This window comes from Rhizobium altiplani (assembly GCF_001542405.1).
Lineage (GTDB): Bacteria > Pseudomonadota > Alphaproteobacteria > Rhizobiales > Rhizobiaceae > Rhizobium > Rhizobium altiplani.
In genome coordinates, this window is the sequence record NZ_LNCD01000018.1 from 22,931 (window position 1) to 42,200 (window position 19,270).

The following is a 19,270-nucleotide window of genomic DNA, read 5'->3' on the forward strand; positions in this document are numbered from 1 at the left end:
AGGAGCTCCCGACGGGACCTTAGCATCTTCTCACTTCATCTCTGGAGCGGAGACAACAATGAAGAGTGACATGGCAGCCTATCACGTGACTGCCCCGAAGAAGCATCTCTTGAAAGGAGAAAACCAATGAAGATCGACACGGCAGCCTATCGTGTAACTGAATTAAATCCTCAAGAAGCAGCTGAAATCTCTGGAGGTATTTGGCAAATACCATTCGCAATTGCCGCGTTTGTCGGCTTCGTGGCTGCGAGCATCGGGGGCGCTGCCTTGGACCATTACTTCTTTGATTGATACAAAGGGCGCTGGCTCTCGATGCTTTCTAGTGACTACAGAGCAGTTCCCCTTTCTGCTGAAACGGCCAGCTGCACCGCAGAAACTATATTGTCGCGACGATCAGGTCGATCTTTGGGCATTTATAAGGCGATCTTGCTCTTCGTGGTCGCGGCATTTGCCTCACTGCCACTCGTCACCATACCGGTCTCTGTGCAGAGTGCCGGTACTATTCGCCCCATCGTGGAGAAGACGCCCCTGATAGCGCCCGTCTCCGGACGCATCTCCCGTGTCCTTGTCTTTGAGAACGATGTTGTTGCTAAGGGGCAGGATCTCCTCGCCCTTGACGATGAGGTTATTGAGGAAAAGCTCAACGCGGTTTTAGCCGACATTCATGCCAAGAGCGATCTTGCCCATGACTTCCAAACGCTGATCTCCTCCGTCGCAAGGCCCAGTGTCTCACCCCCCCTCCAAACCGACTTCGCGACGGCTGAAAGGGTGCATTTTCTCAACCTGCTGCGCGAGAACCAATATGCTCGCAGTAACGCCGCGGCGGAACTCGACCGCGCAAAGCGCCTTGTCTCGGCTGCTGCGGCGCCTGCGAAGGCCGTTGAGGAGAAGGCATTCGCTCTCCAAAGCATCGAGGTCCAAGGGGAGATCCTCGCGCGACGCAAAACCGCCGATTGGAACCAGCAGCTCTTTGACGCTAGCCTACGCCTAAAGGAACTCACGGCCACCTTGCATCAGCTCGAGAACGAACGAGACCTGCACCGCATCCGTGCCCCAGTGTCGGGCGCTCTCGAGCAGTTCTCCGGCCTCGCGCCCGGCAGCTATGTTCCGATGGGGCAAACCGTTGCCTGGATCTCGCCGAACGACGAACTGGTGGCGGAAATCTACGTCTCCCCCAACGACATTGGCTTTGTGCAGGCTGGTCAGTCGGTGCGGCTCCAAGTGGATGCCTTTAACTACAATCAATGGGGTGTCATCGAAGCAACGGTGCTCGATGTGGCGCAGGACTTCACTCTGCATGACGGGAACTCGGTCTTCAAGGTCCACTGCGCGCTCTCTCGCAGTGATCTCGCGCTAAAGAGCGGAGCCATCGGTCACCTGAAGAAAGGCATGACCGTGCGGGCCCGCTTTCTGTTGGCCAATCGCACTCTCCTGCAACTGCTCTATGATCAGGCAGACGATTGGCTTAATCCGATGCTGTCAGGGCGCTAATTTTGTCCCAACAGCCAGCGAGCTTCCATGTCGAATAAGGCAGTTAAGTTCAAGCAGCGCGACATCACGGATTGCGGCGCCGCCAGCCTCGCTTCTGTCGCAGCCTTCTACGGCTACAAGTTGCCATTGGCGCGCATCCGCCAGTATGCGTCGACCGACCGCTCCGGTACGAGTATGCTGGAGCTCACGGAAGCGGCGCAGAAGCTGGGCTTCGTCGCTAAGAGCGTCAAAGGTGGCTTCGACAGCCTGCACAAGATCCCTAAGCCCGCTATCGCGCACGTCGTCGTCAAGGAGGTCCTGCACCATTTCGTAGTGGTCTACGCGATCGACGCCAATTGGGTCACCGTCATGGACCCGGCTTATGGCGAAATCTGCAAAGTGTCGCATCAGGAATTCATGGAGCAATGGACCGGCGTCCTGGTTCTGCTGGTTCCTGCAGACACGTTCAATCGCCGCGACGAGACCACGTCGCCGTTCGTCCGATTCGCCCGTCTACTTGCGCCACACAGGACGGTGATGGCGCAGGCTCTCGCCGGCGCGCTGGTGACGACGATCCTCAGTCTCTCCACGGCGATCTACGTACAGAATATCGTTGATCATGTGATCCCAGCGGGCAACCGCAACCTGCTCAATTTGATGAGCATCGCAATGCTGCTTATCCTCGTGATACAGATCCTGATCAACCTCCTTAGAGGTCGGCTGGTCCTTCAGACGGGGCAAAAGATCGACGTTTACCTGATCCTCGGCTATTACAATCACATCCTGGCCCTGCCCCAGAAGTTCTTCGACAGCATGCGAATGGGCGAAATCGTGTCGCGCATGAACGACGCGGTGAAAATCAGGAGCTTCCTGAACGACGTCTCGATAAACATGTTTGTCGACGTGCTGATGGTACTGTTCTCGTTCGGGCTGATGTTCATTTATTCCTGGAAGATTGCTTTGATCGTGGCGCTCTCCATCCCAATGTACCTCCTCGCATATTGGGCCATCAATGGGATGAATAGGAATCTTCAGCGTGTCATCATGGAGAATGCTGCCGATCTCGAGGCGCAACTGGTGGAATCACTCGGAGCCGTCTCTACCATCAAGACCTCCGGCGTTGAGAGCTTCGCAATCTTTAAGATGGAGACCCGCTTCGTAAAGATGCTGCATTCCGTCTACAGCTCCGGCCTGATCGCAATCTGCGGCGACAACGCTTCGGCATTCCTGTCGGTCCTTTTTACCATCGTGCTAATGTGGTTCGGAACAACGCTGGTGCTCGAACAGGCCATCACACCGGGCCAATTGCTGTCCTGCTATACATTGCTTGGCTATGTCACCCGACCAGTCGCTCGCCTGCTCCAGACCAACCGCGTCGTTCAGGACGCGTTTATCGCGGCGGACAGACTTTTCGAGATCCTCGAACTGGAGCCAGCAAGGTGCAGCGGCATCGATGCTACGGAGATCGGTCTCGGCGATATTTGCCTTGAGAACGTCACGTTTCGCTATGGCGCGCAGCCAGTGCTTTTTAAGGATCTCAGCGTCTGGTTTCGCAAGGGAGAGGTGACGGCCGTGATCGGGGAGAGCGGTTCGGGCAAAAGTACTCTTGCGGCCTTATTGCAGAATGTCTATCAGCTTGAGGATGGATGCATCCGGATCGGCCAATATGCCCTCCAAGACCTCTCGAGCGCATTATTGCGAAGGGTGGTAGCTGCGGTACCGCAATCAATCGACGTCTTCTCCGGTTCCGTGATCGAAAATATCGCCTTAGGCGACTTCGACGTCCAGTTCGAGAAAATCGTACGTATTTGTGATCAAATAGGGCTACGGCAGTGCATCGAGCGCTGGCCCGGGGGCTTCCAGGCGCAGCTAGGCGATAACGGTATACGCCTGTCGGGAGGTGAAAAGCAGCGCCTCGCATTAGCTCGCGCCCTTTATCGCGATCCCGAGGTTCTAATCCTTGACGAAGCGACCTCTTCTTTGGACTCCGCAGCGGAAGAATTTGTCATGCGGGTTGTTGAGGATCTTTCCAGCACCGGGAAAACCATCATCGTCATCACTCATCGGTTGAGGACCGTTCGTGGCGCACACAAAATTGTAGTCCTGGACAAGGGGCGGGTCATCGCTGAGGGAACGCACGATGAGCTGTTGAAGAGTGCTGATTCTTACGCCCGATTGTGGCGGGCGCAGAGTTCTTCCTCAGAGTAAACATGCTCGCTGATCCGGCGTCCAAAAAACCGATGCTGGTCGATGTCGGATCGATTGCAACAGTCATCACCGTCTGCATTTGTTGGCATATAAATCAAATCTTGTTCATCGCTCATCAAAAGAAGCACCGACGCGCACTAGCACCGTTGACGTACCACTGAGCTTTAATCCAGCGGCGATTAGAGCTCCGCCGGTTTTGAATTCGCCAAATGGCGCGGTGCGTGCAACCCGCATAACTGCCGGGTCTGATAACCGAGCAATGAGTGCGGCCGGAAATGATTATAACGGCTGCCCATTCAGCGATGGCGCTTCGGGCACGATCTAGGCTGAAGAATAGGCCTTCGTTGAACAGTCCGTCGCGCATTTACCCTCTCCGGCCGCCGCTTAGCACGGGAGCTGCCGCTTTTCGAACGACGCTGCAATGCCGACGCCTTCGCGCCAGCTTCCTGCTCCTTCAACACCGCAATAATCCGCTCTTACGCAAATCGCTGCGTCTTCATGGCCCGTCCTTTAATCGGCCTACTCTAATCCATTCTGGAGGAAATTCGCAGTGGCACGTCAGCAGCTAAACGGCGACGGATACCATCACCCTGCTGTCGCGGCCGTATTGATCAGTATCGACTCTCGGACGGTTCGAAGGAGTTTATTGACAAATGCTGCTCGGTCAGGCGCCGCAGGCGCTCTTCGGAAGGAAATGTTCGTCGCCGCCTCTCCGCATTCGAGGTGCCACAGCTGCGACAAGCGTCTAACGTGCGGCCCCAATCAGCCTCTCGACAAGTTTTGTTTGCCGAGCGATAGTCACCGAGCCCGCATAGGAGAGATGGCCACTATCTCGATAGAGGAACTTGCCGTCGATTTCGGTTCTGCAAGTTATCCCATCGCAGAGAAAGTCGTCGAAAGAAACAATCTCTACGTCGGCCTTCAAGGAAACTTGATTTAGCAGCTCCAGTGTACGGGCGCGGCTCTGACGGTATTCGCTGAGGGATATTTTGCAGTTGCTGTAAGGTCCGAGAATGGGGCTTCCCCTTGTTTTTCGCTCTAGGCAATCCGCAATGTCAAAGTTACCGACCGGCGGCGGCGCAACCACCACAACTCGCTTGCCCAACGAGCGGACAGCGTCGATGAGAGCCTTGATCCCATCCACCGCAATATCCAGGGAGGGTTCGCTCTCCACAAATCCATCTTTGGTCCTAGCGAGCATTTTAAAATCGGCTGATACGGAGGCGTCAAAAGGGCTTGATATAGCTACAGTGCTAATGTCGTTCCGCTTCCCCAATATGGACAGAACACTGTCGTTAAAGCGTATGCAGCTCTCACCAAATGCGCGCGAATATGGTGACGGCGATATTTTAGTGATCGCGGCAACACCTATGGCCGGGAGGCATCCACTCATCGTTAGCTGAGCCAACCCTGCTTTACCGATCGTTTCTGAAAGACCCGGAACCAACGCCATTGCGAATGAGTCACCCCACACCAACATTTCGGGTTTTTTTGATGACTGGCAGGGCTCCGGGATGTCCTGAGGCGGCTGTCGCGATATGAAGTCGCACGCGCTACTAAGACCGAAATTGATACGACGCATTTCCCCGAATTCTACATTGTTATCGGTTACTGCGATGGCTAGCGATGGCGAGACCGCTAGAATAACTGATGCGGCGGTAAGCCCGGAGACTAGCCTTAGACCAGGCGGGGTGCCTTGGCGCAGCGGCTCCTCGACAAACCGACAGAGCAGCCAGCTCGCAACGGACGAAACTACAAGCGCTGACCAAATCGCAAGAGTCGGGGGCTCTGCTAGCCAAAGAGCCTTCACGTATACGAGCAGAGGCCAATGGATCAGATACAGGGAATAGGAGATTCTTCCCACGCCAGCTATAGCTCGAACTGCTCCGTTGTTCCTTCCGGGAATCACGAGCAGCACCGCAGTCGCCATGCGAACCAAAGCGGCGCCCACTACTGGATGCGCGAGACCCAGAGCGGAAAAAACGAGAACCGCTAACGCTGAGAGCCGCGTCCAAGACATCGCCGAAGCGATGCGCGGGGTCACTGACAGCAAGGCTGCTAGTGACCCCAACGCGATTTCCCAAAACCTGGAAGGAAGCAGATAGAAAGCAGCAGAGGGATGCCAAAACGCCAGATAACAGCACAAGGCAAGGTAGCAATAAACAGCAAAATAGCCCCCGGGAACCACCATCTTCTAGGAGAAAAAGCCAGGAACGCCGAGAGCAGCAAGTAGCCCTGCTCTTCGACGGCCAGCGACCAGAAATGCAAAAGGGGCTTCGTTTCAGCGGATACGTCGAAATAGCCGCCCTGAAACCAAAGCACAATATTGCCCGAGAAAGTGAGTGCACCGAGAACTTGGTCGCGAAACTCTCTCAGGCTGCTGTCCGAGAGCAAAAATGGCGCAGCTATTGTCGTCAGGGCAACTACCACGTAGGCTGCTGGCAACAGCCGTTTCGCACGCTGATAATAAAACTGGGGAAAGCTGAACCTGGATTGCTCAAGCTGGTCCGCGACCAAGTTGGTGATGAGAAAGCCAGAGATCACGAAAAAATATCTACGCCGACATATCCGGCGTGGAAAGGGGCGATGCGCGCATGGTAGAGAACAACGAGCACTACAGCTATTCCCCGCAGCGCTTGAAATATCAGTTTGAAACTTTCGGGGCATTGGCCGGGCCTGACTCTATTGCTACTGAAGGTTGGTGGATTAGGTTTCGCAAGGTGGCGAGAAAGAACCGCTTCAAGGAAGCGCGTGACCTGCCACCGAACACTAAAGCGTTTTTTCAGAAGAGCATCGCGAGGGCACCGTTCGAAAATAATCGGCGAGCGATATGGTCGCGGTGGGAAAACGAGCAGAGCCGACGCCCTCGCCGCAAATAGCCTCACCTTGACTATCCATAGACCGCGGACAGTGCTTGGTGGCGAAGCCGCCGAGCTACGGGATGTATAGTACCTCGACTAATCGGTTTTATTGCGCGATCAAGCCGTTCCGCTTTGTGAGTGGCCTGGGTGAGGGCTCGAAACTCCATCGCCAGCTGATCGGATTCGTGATCGGAGGAGACGCTAAGTAACCGCGGGCGACTCTCTTTAAAACTGGAGCACCGCGAAACATGTATGCCCTCCTGTACTATTCGTGAAACCTCGATTGCACGGATCTTTCCCTTCTAACGCAGCACATTTAATCTGTGGAATCGATTGTTTGGATGGAAACCATTCGAGTAACAAATGCGGGTCTTTCGGAAACCGTCAGCCTGACCGCGCCAATAGGATCGACGTCCGTTAAAGGGGCTCGGGATGTTACCGACGCCGGTGGTCGGTTGAGGCAAAGGACGGAAGGCGCCAGCTTGTCGGGGGCCGCCCGGGCGCACAGCGAAAAGTAGATCGTTGCCCCATACACCGGCTAAAACCTGCATGGTGACAAGCGAACCCATTGCGGGATCGTTTCCGATCGCTACAAGAACCACGGCTTCAGGTGGAGCTCGCAAGCCTTGCTAAAACGCGGCGCCGGGGATATCAAGTTGGCGGCCGGCCGCGGTCATCCTGTGCACACCAGGCACATCCTTAACAAGTCGACGGTCAATGTCGGCGACGTCAGGTTTTGAACTCCTTCATGAACAGTGTAAAGCCCGTCGATACTCGCGAAATTTCTTTCACCCCCGAAGACCTACGCCTCTGTAATGCAGCGCTTAAGGCGGTCAGTCGGGCATCCAACGTCGAGAAGGACGCGCTTGCGGTCAGCCGACTTGCATTAGTTATTATTGAGTTGCGGAAACGAGGCGTGCAAGACGTCGAACAGCTTACGTCGTTGGCGGGAGAGATCTTCGAGAACCCGGGACTAAACGATGACTCCCCGGCAATTAACGACGTCTCCTAAAACCGTTCGCGGCCGAATGCAGCGCTCCTCTCCTGGTCATATCCGTAACCTTGGGCTGACTTTGGGGCACTTTCAACCAACCGGTCTCCTCGCCAATGCATACACACAAGCCTCGATTTGTTCACCGTCGACGTCGACTATCGTGGTGACTCTTTGGTATCGCTCTCCCTCCAACGCGTCCAGACGTTCCCAATGCTTCGGGAGGTCTGCAGACTCGAATAGCGATACCGGTATCTCATAAGCATGTTCTCCGAGAATCAAGCCCGGAAAGCCGAGGTCGGAACCCAATTCAGCATCAAGGAGGCGGCCCCAAATCTTCCCAGACGTCCAGCGACCGTCGAGATCCCTAAGCTGATCGCTATGAGGGTTACCGAGCGCCCGAGTTCCGTAAGTTGCTAATCGATTTTTTGCGGCCATATTTGCAGTCCCGAAATGCTTTCGTCTTCCTAATCTGCAATATTTTCTAACTCGAAGCCTGTAGCTGGTTCCTGTGCGTGCTGTTCCTCGAGCGAGCTTGCGGACCGAGGTGGTTGATGCGGTAGTGCATCCGATGTCTCTTGTTGGTGCCTTGCGCGCAGAGCCGTTATCATAGCCATCCCTCATACTGCAACGACGAGTGCAGCTAAAATCGTGCCATGCTCCTTCCCAAGTTGGCACGAACGCCGACCGTTCGATATCTTTGTTTTGCTGGGCCGCAGCCACAGAAAGCGGTTCGACGCGATGCAGCTAGCTTAGACTAACATGCACTGGAGCAAAATCGACCGGATGTCCTGAAGCGTCGACGTGCTTGGTTCGATGCTCAACTGGACCTGGATCCGGAGAAGCTGATCTGCATCGATGAAGCCGGTTTATCCACGAAGATGCACGCCTGCGCGGCCGTGCGCTCAGAGGCAGGCGATGCCGAGCCGGCGTGCCCCACGGGTACTGGAACAACGACTTTCACACTGCGCCTCGGCGGAATGACCGCACCGTTTGTCTACGATGGCGCGATGAATGGGAACGTCTTCGTGGCATATGTAGAGCAGGTGATGTTGCCGACCCTCGGAACTGGCGACGTGGTCGTCATGGATAACCTGCCGGCGCAAGCAGGTGTTCGCGATGCATCGAAGGTGCTGGCGCCAAGCTCATGTTCCTCCCGCTCTATAGTCCGGACTTCAACCCTATCGAGAGCGCATTCTCCACATTGAAAGCCATGCTGCGAGGCAGGGCGGAGCGAAAGATCGATGCCCTGTGGGAGGCAGTCGGCGCTTGATACCCCGATTCACTCCCGCAGAATGCGCCAACTACTTCAGGGCCGCTGGATATGACCCGGATTGAACAGGATTTGTTCTAGCAGCCAGCGTTTGACGCCACGTAATTTCATCCACATGTAACATTGGTGTGCCTATAAAAGCCGGTGACATGTGGAGGTTCTAATGATCAACGAACTCACGATGGCCGAGGCGCTGGCTGACCCATTGATCCGGCTGGTCTTAGCCGCCGATAAGGTTAGCAGCGACGAATTCGCGGCGGTTCTAGCGGCTGGCGCACGAAAACAACATGAAGCGGCACTGAGCAACTCCTTCCCGTCGTCGCGCAGTCCGTCGCTTGATCAGCTTAGTAATTCGAGCAGCCCCAAATAAAATGAGGTGCGAGGGACGAGGGGCGGTGCGCGGTTAAGTCAATGTCCGCACTAAAGCCATTCGGTACCTTGGCTGTCAGTATGTGGTCAGCAATGGAGAGAGCGTCCTGTGGTATTGCTCTTTCTGTCGCCTATTTGCGTCCGGCTGCAGATCGGGGTCGGTTAAAGGCGCCGCGGCTTGCAGGCGCGCCGAACGCACAGAGGTGATTTTTTTAGGGATCGAAAGAGAATGACTGCTCTGCAAACAAGCATTGTCAGGCAGCGTCCGACCCTCCACCGCAAAAGATGCGGAGAGCCCTCCAAAAAGGGGTCGACCGCAAGCTCTCCTAGCCTCTAGGCCGACGGCAACGATTACATCGTCGAATCGCATTTGACAGATGGAACCCGATCTTTGCAGTGCCTGTCGGGAAACCAGACAAGCCCCCAACTCGAAGCCCAATGGAAAGATCTGGCCGCTAAGTGTGCCGACGGCGCCGAAATGTGGCGTAGCGAGCGAGGCGAACTGAGTGTCATTCACCTGCAGCACCTGGGCAAGATTGCCGCTATTGGCGCTGACAACGGTGAGTATACCCGTCAGGCTATTGCTTCGTCCCCTCATTAGGCATCCCTTGTGCCTCGCCACCCAACGCAGCCGCATTGCAGTGCGCGCATCGACATGGCCTCTGTCCGACAATGTTAGAAATCCGGCATAGCCGTTTCGACCCAAGCACATTGTATTTACAGGACTTTCTCGTCTGGCACGACTGTTGCTTGTGTTTATCCACAAACCACGTGAACCGCTTTAAAGCGTATCTTGGCTGAAATAGAGAGGTGAATTCGATGAATGGCGACGTGTTTTTCAACGCAACTGCGCGGGTGATAAAACGCGCTGTTCGAGCGCTTTTGAAAAGATGCAGCCTGCGGAATAGTCGGATCAGCGCCGTTCACCCTCTTTAATATTCATCTCCAGGATCAAGAATGTCTCGAGAAATAAAATACTCAGCCGCCTGGCGGTTTCTCGCGCCGATCGCGCTCGCCGCAAGCTTCGCGTCATCGACCTATGCGGATACCCAGTCCACGTCTTGGCCACAAACGCAAAGCGACATTCGAGCCGACTCCGACGTCCATTTCGGCACGCTCGCCAATGGAATGCGGTTTGCGATCATGCGCAATGCGACGCCGCCCGGTCAGGCAGCGATCCGCTTCCGCATCGGCTCCGGCTCGCTCGATGAAAGAGACGACCAACAGGGCCTGGCCCATTTTCTAGAGCATATGGCCTTCAAGGGATCGACGCATGTCCCCGAAGGGGAGATGGTCCGTATCCTGCAGCGCAAGGGCCTAGCCTTTGGGGCGGATACCAACGCCCATACCTCTTATGACGAGACTGTGTACAAGCTCGACCTTCCCGAGGTCGATGCCGACACGCTTTCCACGGGTCTGATGCTGATGAGGGAGACGGCGAGCGAGTTGACCCTCGACGCCGGCGCTTTCGATCGCGAGCGCGGCGTCATCCTGTCGGAGGAGCGGCTATGCGACACGCCGCAATATCGCGCATGGCTCGGAATCACGAATTCGTTGCTCGCCGGCCGGCGTGCAACCATGCGCGCGCCGATCGGCATAACCGACATCATCAGCAATGCGCCTGTGGACCTCGTCCGCGATTATTACCGTGCCAATTACCGGCCGGAGCGGGCAACGCTGATGGTGGTGGGCGATATCGATCCCGTCGCCATGGAAATCGAAATCCGGCAGCGCTTCGGCGACTGGAAGGCCGCGGGTCCGACGCCTGCACAACCGGATCCCGGCACATTACAGACGAAAGGCGAAAGCGCCGACGTCCTCGCTGTTCCTGGCGGCATGACCGAAGTGCAGATCGCCTGGACGCGTCCTCATGATACCGCGCCTGACACATTTGCTAAGCGCCGCACGAAGCTTATCGAAGATCTCGGCCTGTTGGTGCTCAAACGCCGGGTGAGCACCATTGCCAGCAAGGCGGATGCCCCTTTCATCAGTGCGGTTGCCGGCTCCCAGGATCTTCTTGATTCCGCGCATATCGTCCTGATCGCGGCGAATTCCGAGCCGGATAAATGGCAGGCGGCGCTCGCAACCATTGACCAGGAACAGCGGCGTATCCAGCAGTTCGGCGTTGGGCAGGCTGAACTCGATCGTGAAATCCTCGAAAATCGCTCGTTTCTTCAGGCTGCTGCGGCCGGAGCCGCGACGCGCACGACTACCGACATCGCTTCGATGCTGGCCAAGAGCGTCAATGACAATCAGGTCTTCACGTCGCCCGCCGAAGACCTTTCGCTATTCGAGACGATCACGAAGGACGTCACAGCAGCCGAGGTCAATCATGCGCTGCGGCATGCCTTCTCCGGCAACGGTCCCCAGATCGTGCTGCAGACGGCCCAATCACCCCAGGGCGGAGCGGACGCGGTTCGGCAAGCCTATGATGCGTCAAAGGCTATAACCGTCTCGGCATCAACTGGTGTAGCCGACGTCGCATGGCCTTACACCCATTTCGGGCAGCCGGGCGCCGTGGTCGAACGCCGCGCCGTCGACGATCTCGGCGTGACCATGGCGCGCTTTTCCAATGGCGTCCGGCTTACGGTCAAGCCGACCAAGCTGCGCGCCAACGAAGTGCTGGTGCGCGAAGATATCGGCCGCGGCCGGCTGGACCTGCCGCAGGACCGTCCCGTCCCGCTATGGGCGTCTCCGGCTGTCGCGCTCTCAGGCGTCAAGGGCATGGATTACCAGGATATCCAGAAAGCGCTGACGGCCAATATGGTCGGCATCGACTTATCGGTCTGCGACAGTTCCTTCAGTTTCGACGGCCGCACCCGGACTGAAGATCTAGCGACGCAATTGCAGCTGATGACAGCATATACCGCCGATCCCGCCTACCGCCCGGAAGCATTCAAGCGGGTGCAGCAGGCCTATTTGAGCGACCTCGATCAGTATCAGGCGACCCCCAACGGCGTTGTCAGCCGTAACCTCAGAGGTCTCGTCCACTCCGGCGATCCGCGCTGGACCTTTCCTGATCGCGCCCAGTTGTCCGCCGCCAAGCCGGGCGATTTTGAGGCTCTGTTCCGGCCCATGGTTTCCAACGGCGCGATCGACATCACCATCGTCGGCGACGTCACGGTAGATGATGCAATCCGGATGATAGCTGGAACGTTTGGCGCTTTGCCGCCACGGACGGAGGTGGCGCCGAGCAAGGATTGGGGTGACGTGCGCTTTCCGGCGGCGAACAAGACGCCCGTTTTGCTGACCCATAGCGGCCGGGCGGATAACGCAGCCGCCGGCTTCGGAGCTCCGATCGGCGATTTGCTCTCCGATCTGCCGCGGTCTTTCACCGCCAATATCGCCACCCAAATCTTCCAGAACCGGCTGATCGACCAGTTTCGTATTGCGGAAGGCGCAAGCTACTCGGTGGACGGCGACGTCGACCTGTCGAGGGAAATTCCCGGCTATGGCTACGCTTATTTCCACGCCGAGACGAATCCGGTAAAGATCGCTCGCTTCTACGCACTTGTCGACCAGATCGCCAATGACCTGCGGTCTCGTGATGTCTCTCCGGACGAGTTCGCCCGCGCCCGGGGACCGATCATCGAGACGCTGAAGCATCAGCGGCAGAGCAACGAATACTGGATCGAACATCTGCGCGGCGCTCAGACGGATCCGCGACGTTTGGACTGGATACGCGACAATCTTAGCGGCTACGACAAGGTCACCCCCGGCGATATCCGCGCTTTTGCCAATACCTATCTCAGCCCGGAAAACTTCTGGAAATTCGAGGTCTTGCCGGCGACGGTAAGATAGCGGCTAGGGGCCATGTCGCCATTGGAAGCGATTCGCCGGAAAAGCCAGGTGCGTGCCGAGGCCGCACGCCTGGAGATCGAGATGGGTGCAGAGCCGCTGAGCCAGGCCCGGCCTGCGAATCCGCTGCCAGACCATCAGCCCGCCCGCTCTCGGCCATCAGAAATACAGCCGGGACAAAGCTGAGCAGGCGTAGACTATGCCGACCAGCTGCGTTAACAATCCTGCCGCAGGGCGAGCCCGTCATGCCGCCGATGCCCGAGGAAGAGCAGAGAGGATGTCACGTTCAATTTCAAGCTCATTGAAAATGGTTTGGCGCTTTTGGCATAAGGAACGTTCGCTATTCCGATTTCCCAAATGTGCTTAAGTCCAAGACTTAATTCAAAGCTTCTCAAAGGCGATGACAAGGACGTCACGATAGGCGAACGGCAGCTTCGGATTTTCGGTCGCGATCGATGATACATCGTGAAACATCTTGCGGTCGTTGCAGATCACAAAATCATTTGGCAGGTTCATTTCGACATCGCCGAGGAACCGCTTTGAGGCATCAGTAATCGTGCTCATACCGCCGGTCACGTTAACCCGCGCGATCATGTAAGAGACAATGAAATCCACTCCGTCCTGGTGAAGGCCTTCGGGTGCTGGTTTACCGTTTACGCCGTCGCGTGCAACAATCCGGTAGGGATGAAGCTTAATATTCCAACGATCATGTCCTGCGGTTTCACATAAAATTCTGCAGAAACCTGTCAGAATCTTGTTTAATACCGGATGATCTATAAAGGATTGTTCAAAGGGCTCGAAGTAGCGCTTGAAGCCGCCATTCAAGTGGTTGATGGCTTTGGATTGCTCGTAAGGGGCATGCGGCAGGAGCCGAAAAATTCCCTCCGCTGCATCATATTCAAACGCACCATAGCGCCGGTAGCGATAGGTCCCGCCGTCACGCATGTATTCATCGAGAAGCAGTCGATTCCAATGGTCAGCAAAGTTGTTCCAGCCAGCATCAATTTCGATGCCGAAGCCGGCTTCAGTGCGCTCACCTCTCGAAAACCACCATCCATTTGTCGCCAGATGATCAGTGCATTCGTGACTGAGGCTGCCTAGCGCCTGGTTTGCGACCTTTTCATGGGTGCCTCCCGTCTTGGTAATGGCGAGGGGGAGTTTAGAGGTCGGTTGGCGGCTCGCGGCTTGGTGTTCCCAAAGGTGGCGGTCCGTAATGTATTTCGGCGTGCTGGCTATGATGGACCGAGGTAAAAACCGCGTGTTGTCGACTATGTAGCTGACGCTCCCGCTGACGCCCTCGAGTGCAGACGCTATGGCCCGTTCGCACATCTTGTGAATAGTACTGCCCCATGCACCTGAAACCGCCTCCTGGGACCAGGCTTGCTCAAGCCCTTGCTTCAACACGATTGATTTGACGCCAAGGGAAGCGGTTTCGAGGTGCCGCAGCGCGTCCATGATGATGGCCGCCGCGGGGGCCTCGCGGACCTCGAGAACCTTTTCACCGGTTGAGATGTGTTCGAGCCCGACAAAGCGGCCGTGTCCGAATTTACCAACTGTTTTATTCAGGAGCGGGATTGCGTCGATCAGTGCAACATCACGGTCATCAATTGACACGAGATTTCCGTCGACAAATCCGAGTTTGATTTCTATCGGCTGCTCTGTGGCAATGTTACGCGTCCATTCAAATGCCTCTTCCGGGATAGAAAAGTTCTCGGGATTGTCCAAAGGTCCAGACTCGAATTCCCGGCACCAGAGGTTTTCGTCCCCGCTCCACGTGCGGTTCGTCACAAAAGTCAATCCGAACTTGGAGAGGGCGGCGGCCTTCTGCTGCCGGGAAACCACCGAGCATTCATACGGACTGCCGAAGTTACCGGAAAATCCCGAGCGCTTGATGCTATTGTTAAGGCGCGGAAGGCTATTCTGCGAAAGATTTGCTGTATGAAGAAGCAGCCGTGAGCCGATTGACGTTGCATAACCAACAATCAACGAGGCGATTACGGGACGGCTCAAGGAACTGCTTAACGGATAGTTGGCAAGGTACTTGGCGTGGGCCCGAATGGCGGGTTTCACGCCTTGTTCGACAAAAGCTTCCCGCCCTTCGAGACAGACAAAGCGCGCGCCGAACCTTGCTGCCGTCTGTTCCAGCAAAGGCTTGTCGATGAACGTTCCGACATCCGCTGCGACAGCTTCAATATTCGCAAAGCCAAGGGTTTGCAGTTTGTAGAGAAGGTAGGTGCTGTCGAGGCCGCCACTGAACATGGTTGCAACCGGTGCGTTTCGGTCCGGAAAAGCCTCCAGATCTTCGTAACTCAAAATGCCGCCGATAGATGGTTTGATCGAAGTTGAGACGAGGTTCATTTGTCAGGTCCTGCTCTCAAAAAAGATGCCGGTAAAGGTTCCCGCGAGGATGAGGCCGGCACCTATGAGGCCCGTTGCGGTCAATGATTCTGTCAGGAGAAGGTGCGCGAGGACGAAACCAAAAAAGGGTTCTGTTCCCATCAGAAAGCCGACCCGTGTCGGCGTCGATTTTCTGACCGCGGCGTTTTGAATGTAGAATGCAGCGATGGTGCAGAAGAGTGAAAGGAAGGCGACAGCGCCCCAAAACTGAAAGGTGGCGTTCACAATAAGGCCGTGGATTCCGGATTGAGCGACGGCCAAAACGCAAGTGAGTGTTGCCACCGCCGATCCCTGGATGGCCGTCAGTGCCGCAGACGAAATCGGCCGGCCGGCCAGAAGGCGTTTGGTGGAAACAGCCATAATCGCTCGCAGAATCGCAGCCCCAACCACAAGCGCGTCACCCGGACTGAACTTGCCGATCCCGCCAGTGAGAATACCGACACCAATGCAGGATACGGCAGCACTTGCCACTATGCCCGTAGGTGGAAGTCGCCCTGATAGCCCATAGTCAATGACCGGGGTAAAAATTACACAAAGCGAAATGATCAAGGCCGTGTTCATGGCGCTTGTTGATGCGATACCGTAAGTTTCAGCAACAAAAATCGAAAAAAGTATTGTTCCCAGTACGATGCCGCGGATGCAATCGCCCCAGGAGATCGATGCGATCTCATGCCTTGCCGCCACTGCCATAACGATCGTGGTAATCAGGAAACGATAAAGAATGAGGATCAAAACCGGCGCGTAGAATAATGCGCCTTTCGCGACCGGATAGCTCGCGCCCCAAACGAATGCGACACCTAGTACGGCCAGGTCGGCCAAAAAGGATGAGGTCAGCGGCCTCCTGGCACTTTCGAAAACGTTCACGTTCGAGTATTCTTTGTGCTGGCGCATCATCCATCCTACTCTGCAGAACGAGTGCGAACAGTTTAGGCGGTCCACCTAACGCCGGTATCCGCATCCGCAGATCTTGAAGTAGCGACTGCCTAAAGCTGAAGGAACTTCTGCAGGTTTGTGCCGTACGGTATTTGTGGTTCAACAGAGCAAAGACCGTGCCAATCAAGAAAACCGCTAATGGACAGCATGATCATCTTCGATAGATAGTGACAAATATTCCGACTGCCGCGCATGCAACGGAAGGACAGGTTTCCCGCTGCAGCCCCGCCTGGCAATTCATCAGGGCCTGTCGCAAATGGAGAGTCGAAGGCAAGGCGGCGGCTTCCGGCTTGCAGAGCGGTCTGAACGATCCATTATGAGCCGAATGGCGTCATTTTCAGATACGACTATACGGGCGTGCGGACGGCTGAGAAGACTGGGATAAGACGTTGCAAGCCGCCGGCAGATCGAAATCCCTGCATTGTCCGTTCTCGTTTGCGAAGTGGCACGTGAGAATTCGCAGGCGCGATTGTTCAAGCCTTTGTGCGACGATGCGGGCATCACGTCCCGTCTTGCCGCTCCATAGCGCAGCTTTTCGGTGACGATGCGCGTCGGCACCCGTCCTTGCTTCTTCAGCAGTCGACCAGGAACTGCTTGGCAGCTTTAGTGTCGCTGCGGGCTTGAACGATCTCGTCGAGAACATAGCCCTCCTGATCAACGGCGCGCCAAAGCCAATGTTTTCGGCCACCGATGGAAACGATCTCGTCCAGATGCCAGACATCTTCAGGATTGACCAACATCTCCCGAGGCTGCTTGCCCAACTCTGTCGGGTCGAAGCGCCCTGCATTTTTTTCCTCAGTGTTCGCAACGAGCACCTCAAGCTAAATAGCGAGCACGAAGATCGGTGTCGTTGAACAGCCTCAATTCGTATCTCAGAGCCACCGCCCAGTCGGTCGGCAGCGCTCTATGCCGCTGGCACGGAGCCAGCCTTCGGCCGTCTTCGCCGGTTCCCGGTAACGATCGCTTGTCCAGGGCTGCTTTTGCATCCAGATCGAGGCAGGTTCCGACCGCCTTGTTCGTTTCCGCCCTTGACATCGCCGGCCAGGCCGGTCAAGCGGCCCTTGAAGCCTTCGCCCGAGGGGGCTTTTTCGCGTTCGCTGCCTCAATTGCTTAATGGCCGGCCGCCGAGATACGCGTTCTCCCTGCGCGCCCATTTCATGACTTCGCCTTCGGTGCGCAGCACCGGGCCGGCCATTTCCAGCATCTTTGCGAGGTAATGCGGCTTTCGCATACCATGAATGCGGCTTGACGCTGGCCCGCCGGCGCCCGGGACGATATCGGGCATTGCAATGCCCGCAATTCATCCTCCGAGATATGCCACCTGACCAAATGTGCAAGATTTGCCAGAGACACGTTTCCCTCGCGTTCCAGATCCCGGCCCGCACCGACCTTGCGCGTCGACGGGGCACGTACTTAAGGATCAGAGTGAACCGTTCCTGGGCGGAATCACACCGTTCAAGTGGTAGTTTCCGACCGCGTGATATTTCCACCGCACTGGATCGTGCAATGTATGGGTGCGGGCGTTTCGCCAATGGCGGTCGAGATTTAATTCCGCTTTAACTGCCGACGTGCCGGCTAATTCAAACAGAGTGTCGGCGGCTTCGATGGCGATTTCAGTTGTCAGGACTTTCGCGGCGGCAACCGCTAGGCTGGCATCGACAACGTTCTCTTGGCTCGGGACGGTCTGCGCCACGTCAACTTTTCGACCTGCATGCTCGAGAAGGGCGGTGGCGGCTTCCAGGCGGATGGCAAGCTGGCCGCTTCGAACAATGGTCAGTGGGTCCTGGGACGCCCGCTCGACGCCGCTGTCGATCCATGGGCGAGCTTTGTGACGAACGAAATCGACGACGTCCGCGAACGCGGCCCGTGCAATACCAAGATCAATTGCCGCTTGAATGATCTGGCCTACGGAGCCGATCGTAGACGGTCGCTCGAAACCACGATAGTGCGGCACTACCCGACTGGGATCGACGAATACATTATCAAAGACAGTTGTACCGCTTCCGGTGGTTCGCTGGCCAAAACCGTCCCAGTCATCATAAATCGCTATGCCCTCTGCCTCCTTCGGGACGAAGGACATAGTCAGCTGGTTTTTTTCGTTGAGCGCAAAAACAGCAATCCAGTCTGCAAAAATGACACCGGTGGAGTAATATTTTTTGCCGTTGAGGCGGTAGCCGTTTTCGTCGCGCCTGATGCGAGCGTTGTAGTGGCCAACCGTCTTAGTGCCTCGCTCAGAAAGGGCGTTTGCGAACCGGCGTCCCGCCAGAGCCTCCATAAAGAAAGTGCACTGCTGGTCCTCGTTTCCGTCGGTGCGAAGGGCCTCCAGGATGTAAAAATGATTTTGTGGAATCTGGCCAATCGAGCTGTCAGCCTCAGACAGAATGGCCGTTACCTCGGCTAAGACGGCATTGGAAACCTGAAGCCCCCCAAACTCCCGCGGCACTGTGATTGCCAAAAGCCCCGAATTTGAAAGCCGGTCCAGCTCTTTAAAAGGCAAGCAGCGGCTGCTATCGCGTTCTGAGGCGGTCCCGGCGAAATCGGCCGCTAAATTGCGAGCTATCTTCAACGCCTCGGCCTCGGATCGTATCCGGCTTGCTCTGGGCCTGGCCGAAGCTTCGGATGCGTATGAAGTCTCCATTGGTGTCTCCGTTTTTGCGCCGCTTCTTACAGGAGCTTTTGCGGTCAGAATGAGTTCGTAACGTTCGCCCGCAGGTAGGTGTTGCTGTCGGGATTGGAAAAACAGCTAGAAGCAGGGCGCGTAATACTGCGGATCGGTATAGGTATTCCCGGGTAAGCGAGGCGGAGTTCAGTCTTTGTAAGATCATAGTGGACATCTATTTGCTGGGCGAGCTTGGGCGCTATCCTTCTAGCTTCGTTGAGCGATGGCTGGCTGGGCAGTCCCTCGAACACGCGATCTAAGTCACCCCTCAGGGTCGTTGCGTCAATGGCCCCGGTTACGGCGATTTTGAG

The 19,270-nt window shown here is 56.3% G+C and carries 12 protein-coding genes and 3 pseudogenes; 7 read left to right on the forward strand and 8 right to left on the reverse strand.

Annotated features, from left to right (window positions below; translation table 11 throughout):
* Positions 1-126: 126 nt before the first annotated feature.
* The 3 genes from AS026_RS41600 (at position 127) to AS026_RS03430 (ending at position 3,678) form a co-directional block, all read left to right on the forward strand.
* The gene (locus tag AS026_RS41600) at positions 127-291 is read left to right on the forward strand and encodes a class IIb bacteriocin, lactobin A/cerein 7B family (protein ID WP_131815271.1); all 165 of its coding nucleotides are present in this window, start codon (positions 127-129) and stop codon (positions 289-291) included.
* A gap of 114 nt (positions 292-405) precedes the next feature.
* Positions 406-1,491: an HlyD family secretion protein gene (locus AS026_RS03425; RefSeq protein WP_007539755.1), complete on the forward strand. Its 1,086-nt coding sequence runs from the start codon at positions 406-408 to the stop codon at positions 1,489-1,491.
* 27 nt (positions 1,492-1,518) lie between these two features.
* Positions 1,519-3,678: a peptidase domain-containing ABC transporter gene (locus tag AS026_RS03430; RefSeq protein ID WP_007539753.1), complete on the forward strand. Its 2,160-nt coding sequence runs from the start codon at positions 1,519-1,521 to the stop codon at positions 3,676-3,678.
* A 105-nt stretch (positions 3,679-3,783) separates the two neighbouring features.
* Here AS026_RS03430 and AS026_RS39155 read toward each other — a convergent pair.
* The 3 genes and pseudogenes from AS026_RS39155 to AS026_RS42955 form a co-directional block, all read right to left on the reverse strand.
* Positions 3,784-4,042, reverse strand: a pseudogene (locus AS026_RS39155) (integrase core domain-containing protein); the annotation flags it as partial.
* Between the two features lie 381 nt (positions 4,043-4,423).
* Complete coding sequence (locus tag AS026_RS42950) at positions 4,424-5,260, reverse strand: SGNH hydrolase domain-containing protein (RefSeq protein ID WP_235777084.1); 837 nt, start codon at positions 5,258-5,260, stop codon at positions 4,424-4,426.
* A 476-nt stretch (positions 5,261-5,736) separates the two neighbouring features.
* The gene (locus AS026_RS42955) at positions 5,737-6,222 is read right to left on the reverse strand and encodes an acyltransferase family protein (protein WP_235777085.1); all 486 of its coding nucleotides are present in this window, start codon (positions 6,220-6,222) and stop codon (positions 5,737-5,739) included.
* Positions 6,223-6,272: 50 nt separating this feature from the next.
* Here AS026_RS42955 and AS026_RS42210 point away from each other — a divergent pair, with 50 nt between their 5' ends.
* The 4 genes and pseudogenes from AS026_RS42210 (at position 6,273) to AS026_RS03465 (ending at position 12,973) form a co-directional block, all read left to right on the forward strand.
* Positions 6,273-6,557 (forward strand): hypothetical protein, encoded by a 285-nt coding sequence (locus AS026_RS42210; RefSeq protein WP_162145363.1) that lies wholly within the window; start codon positions 6,273-6,275, stop codon positions 6,555-6,557.
* A gap of 1,734 nt (positions 6,558-8,291) precedes the next feature.
* Positions 8,292-8,868, forward strand: a pseudogene (locus AS026_RS39160) (IS630 family transposase); the annotation flags it as partial.
* Between the two features lie 98 nt (positions 8,869-8,966).
* A complete protein-coding gene (locus tag AS026_RS03455) occupies positions 8,967-9,173 on the forward strand; it encodes a hypothetical protein (RefSeq protein WP_040679121.1) in 207 nt (68 codons plus the stop codon).
* Between the two features lie 956 nt (positions 9,174-10,129).
* A complete protein-coding gene (locus AS026_RS03465; RefSeq protein WP_007539738.1) occupies positions 10,130-12,973 on the forward strand; it encodes a M16 family metallopeptidase in 2,844 nt (947 codons plus the stop codon).
* Positions 12,974-13,351: 378 nt separating this feature from the next.
* Here AS026_RS03465 and AS026_RS03470 read toward each other — a convergent pair whose 3' ends face one another.
* From AS026_RS03470 to AS026_RS03495, 5 genes and pseudogenes are all read right to left on the reverse strand, one after another.
* On the reverse strand, positions 13,352-15,328 hold the full coding sequence (locus AS026_RS03470; RefSeq protein ID WP_062368634.1) for an argininosuccinate synthase-related protein: 1,977 nt from the start codon (positions 15,326-15,328) through the stop codon (positions 13,352-13,354).
* 3 nt (positions 15,329-15,331) lie between these two features.
* Positions 15,332-16,258: a DMT family transporter gene (locus tag AS026_RS03475; protein WP_235777086.1), complete on the reverse strand. Its 927-nt coding sequence runs from the start codon at positions 16,256-16,258 to the stop codon at positions 15,332-15,334.
* 401 nt (positions 16,259-16,659) lie between these two features.
* Positions 16,660-17,025 (reverse strand): annotated as a pseudogene (locus AS026_RS03480) (IS6 family transposase); the annotation flags it as partial.
* 377 nt (positions 17,026-17,402) lie between these two features.
* Entirely contained in the window at positions 17,403-17,585 is a 183-nt protein-coding gene (locus AS026_RS03490; RefSeq protein WP_028746998.1) for a hypothetical protein, read from the reverse strand.
* A gap of 135 nt (positions 17,586-17,720) precedes the next feature.
* On the reverse strand, positions 17,721-18,938 hold the full coding sequence (locus AS026_RS03495; RefSeq protein WP_007539732.1) for an SfnB family sulfur acquisition oxidoreductase: 1,218 nt from the start codon (positions 18,936-18,938) through the stop codon (positions 17,721-17,723).
* Positions 18,939-19,270 lie beyond the last annotated feature (332 nt).

What these genes read in the sequence shown, in the direction of transcription:
- AS026_RS41600 (WP_131815271.1), top strand. Translation starts at nt 127, where the DNA reads ATGAAGATCGACACGGCAGCCTATCGTGTAACTGAATTAAATCCTCAA.
- AS026_RS03430 (WP_007539753.1), top strand. Translation starts at nt 1,519, where the DNA reads ATGTCGAATAAGGCAGTTAAGTTCAAGCAGCGCGACATCACGGATTGC.
- AS026_RS42950 (WP_235777084.1), bottom strand. Translation starts at nt 5,260, where the DNA reads ATGCGTCGTATCAATTTCGGTCTTAGTAGCGCGTGCGACTTCATATCG.
- AS026_RS42210 (WP_162145363.1), top strand. Translation starts at nt 6,273, where the DNA reads ATGGTAGAGAACAACGAGCACTACAGCTATTCCCCGCAGCGCTTGAAA.
- AS026_RS03455 (WP_040679121.1), top strand. Translation starts at nt 8,967, where the DNA reads ATGATCAACGAACTCACGATGGCCGAGGCGCTGGCTGACCCATTGATC.
- AS026_RS03465 (WP_007539738.1), top strand. Translation starts at nt 10,130, where the DNA reads ATGTCTCGAGAAATAAAATACTCAGCCGCCTGGCGGTTTCTCGCGCCG.
- AS026_RS03470 (WP_062368634.1), bottom strand. Translation starts at nt 15,328, where the DNA reads ATGAACCTCGTCTCAACTTCGATCAAACCATCTATCGGCGGCATTTTG.
- AS026_RS03475 (WP_235777086.1), bottom strand. Translation starts at nt 16,258, where the DNA reads ATGCGCCAGCACAAAGAATACTCGAACGTGAACGTTTTCGAAAGTGCC.
- AS026_RS03490 (WP_028746998.1), bottom strand. Translation starts at nt 17,585, where the DNA reads ATGCCCGATATCGTCCCGGGCGCCGGCGGGCCAGCGTCAAGCCGCATT.
- AS026_RS03495 (WP_007539732.1), bottom strand. Translation starts at nt 18,938, where the DNA reads ATGGAGACTTCATACGCATCCGAAGCTTCGGCCAGGCCCAGAGCAAGC.